The sequence below is a fragment of the Klebsiella sp. JN_Kp122 genome (genome assembly GCF_040062085.1).
Classification (GTDB): Bacteria; Pseudomonadota; Gammaproteobacteria; order Enterobacterales; family Enterobacteriaceae; genus Klebsiella; species Klebsiella aerogenes.
The window spans coordinates 1-2,818 of the sequence record NZ_JBEAHW010000007.1 but is presented as its reverse complement, the minus strand read 5'-3'; the positions used below and the strand labels follow the sequence as shown (position 1 = coordinate 2,818).

Annotated in this window: 3 protein-coding genes; 2 read left to right on the top strand and 1 reads right to left on the bottom strand. The window is 53.2% G+C overall.

Translation table 11 applies throughout. The features are described 5' to 3' along the window. The first annotated feature begins 274 nt into the window (after positions 1 to 274). Both ABLU78_RS03350 and ABLU78_RS03345 read left to right on the top strand, forming a co-directional pair. A complete protein-coding gene (locus ABLU78_RS03350) occupies positions 275 to 628 on the top strand; it encodes a YfeC-like transcriptional regulator (protein WP_013878158.1) in 354 nt (117 codons plus the stop codon). Positions 629 to 635: 7 nt separating this feature from the next. After that, complete coding sequence (locus ABLU78_RS03345; protein WP_015365514.1) at positions 636 to 1,031, top strand: YfeC-like transcriptional regulator; 396 nt, start codon at positions 636 to 638, stop codon at positions 1,029 to 1,031. Positions 1,032 to 1,086: 55 nt separating this feature from the next. On the opposite strand, the gene gltX is transcribed toward ABLU78_RS03345, so the two are convergent. Continuing rightward, positions 1,087 to 2,505, bottom strand: coding sequence for a glutamate--tRNA ligase (gltX, locus tag ABLU78_RS03340; protein WP_020078209.1), 1,419 nt, complete (start codon positions 2,503 to 2,505; stop codon positions 1,087 to 1,089). Positions 2,506 to 2,818 lie beyond the last annotated feature (313 nt).

Genomic DNA, 2,818 nt, shown 5'->3' with positions numbered 1-2,818 from the left:
AACCGCTGACCTCTTGCATGCCATGCAAGCGCTCTCCCAGCTGAGCTATAGCCCCGTAACGTAAAGTGTGTCGTGTTGACGGGCGGCATAATATGAATTCCTTCGCCAGGTGTCAACGGCAAAATTACCCCTCCTGTTTCAATCGCTGAAAAAGCAGGCAAATAGCTGACAATGCGAGCCTTATCGCAGGCAGGCGTTAAACATGTCACTATTTCCTGTAAAAGGATGCTATAACATGAAGCACTAATTCCCACATATTTACTCAGGAAATAGTATGCTCAAGGAACGAATGACTCCGGAAGAAATTGCGCATCTAACTGGCTTCAGCCGACAGACGATAAATAAATGGGTCCGTAAAGAGGGGTGGCAAACTTCTCCGCGGCCTGGCGTGCAGGGAGGCAAAGCGCGTCTCGTACACGTTAACGAGCAGGTACGAGAGTTTATCCGCAATGCCCAGCGCGTAGCGGAAACGCCCTCGCCCTATTCGGTCGCCGAGACCGATCTCGAGCCATTATTGCTGACGCTCTGTAAAGAGATGACTCATCGCGAACAGAAGCAGCTAATGTCGCTGCTGCTGCGTGAAGGCATAACCGGGTTGTTAAACCGTCTTGGAATACGCGGCCAGTAAAAAACGAATGATGAAACTGAAAGAAAAAATGACGCCTGCAGAGCTTGCCGAAGTTCTGGGTCTGGCCAGACAAACGGTCAACCGCTGGGCGCGGGAACAAAAGTGGCGAACCGAGGCGATTCCCGGCGTCAAAGGCGGGCGTGCGCGTTTAATTGTCATCGACCGGCCAGTGATCGATTTTCTGACCAATATTCCGGCATTTCGTCATCTGAATGAAGAGTATCAGCTCGCCGAACAGCCCAGCGGCTACTTTATCAATGAAGCGGATGCGGTATGGCGGCAAATCGCCGATACGCTGCAGCTGATGACCGCCGCAGAACAAACCCACCTGCGCGATCTTCTTGCTCGCGATGGTATTAGTGGCTTCCTGGCGCGGTTAGGTATTAACACTGCGACAAAATAGCGGCGAAAAAAAACGGCAGGATTAACCTGCCGCTTGCTTTAGCTTACGCTCGGCCTCAGGACTGCTGGCTTTCGCGTTCGGCGATAAACGCCAGCGCTTTATTGATACGTTCAACGCTACGGGATTTACCGATGGCATGAACGGTGACATCCAATGCCGGGGACTGACCCGCGCCGGTTACGGCCACGCGCAGCGGCATGCCCACTTTACCCATGCCCACTTCCAGCTCATCGGCAGTCGCCTGAATCGCATGGTGGACATTTTCCGCCGTCCAGTCGCTAATGGCCGCCAGCTTATCGCGAACCACTTCCAGCGGCTGACGCGCCACCGGGCGCAGGTGTTTCTTCGCTGCATCGGCGTCGAACTCGGCGAACTCTTCATAGAAGTAACGGCAGCTCTGAGCAATCTCTTTCAGCGTTTTGCAACGCTCGCCCAGCAGTTTAACCAGTTCGGACAACTGCGGGCCGTTACGGGTATCGATATTTTCCTGCTCAATGTGCCACTGCAGATGCGTCGCGACATATTCTGCCGGCAGCGTGTTGATGTAGTGATGGTTTAACCACAGCAGTTTATCGGTGTTGAACGCACTGGCGGACTTGCTGACCGCGCCCAGCGAGAAGAACTCGATCATCTCTTCGCGGGTGAAGATCTCCTGATCGCCATGAGACCAGCCCAGACGCACCAGATAGTTCAGCAACGCTTCCGGCAGGTAGCCGTCGTCGCGGTACTGCATCACGCTCACCGCACCGTGGCGCTTGGAAAGTTTTTTACCGTCATCGCCGTTGATCATCGATACGTGCGCATAAACCGGCACCGGCGCATTCAGCGCTTTCAGGATGTTGATCTGGCGCGGGGTATTGTTGATGTGGTCTTCACCGCGGATCACGTGGGTGATCGCCATATCCCAGTCATCAACTACGACGCAGAAGTTATAGGTCGGGGAGCCGTCGGTGCGGCGAATGATCAGATCGTCCAGCTCCTGGTTGCTGAATTCGATCGGCCCGCGGATCTGGTCGTCAAAGATAACCGAACCTTCCTGCGGGTTGGCAAAACGCACGACGCAAGGCTCATCGGCGGCGTGATGCTGATGATCATGGCGGCAGCGGCCGTCGTAGCGCGGCTTTTCACCGTTCGCCATCTGTTCTTCGCGCAGCGCGTCCAGACGTTCTTTCGAGCAGTAGCATTTATAAGCTGTACCTGCTTCCAGCATTTCATCAATAACCGCGTTATAGCGATCGAAACGTTTAGTCTGGAAGTACGGACCTTCATCCCACTCCAGATTCAGCCAGTTCATCCCATCCATGATGGCTTCAATTGCTTCCGGGGTGGAGCGTTCGAGATCGGTGTCTTCAATACGCAGCACAAACTCACCGCCGTGGTTACGTGCAAAAAGCCAGGAATAGAGAGCAGTACGCGCACCGCCAACGTGCAGATAGCCTGTTGGGCTTGGCGCGAAGCGAGTTTTGATTTTCATGAAATGGCCTTACGTTTAATAAAGATGCCGATAGTCGGCAGTGTTCTTGGAATTGATAGGGGAATATTCTAACACCACGGGCTGATTCCTCAATGTAGATCCCGCCTCAACATCACGCTTTACCATTTTTGTTTATAAATCATACGCCGAAGCTGATTTTGCGATCGCTTTGTTTAATTTTACGACGAACAAACAAATTATTTAGAAAAGGCGTTGACTCAAATTCAACTCTCCCTATAATGCGACTCCACACAGCGGGGGTGATTAGCTCAGCTGGGAGAGCACCTCCCTTACAAGGAGGGGGTCGGCGGTT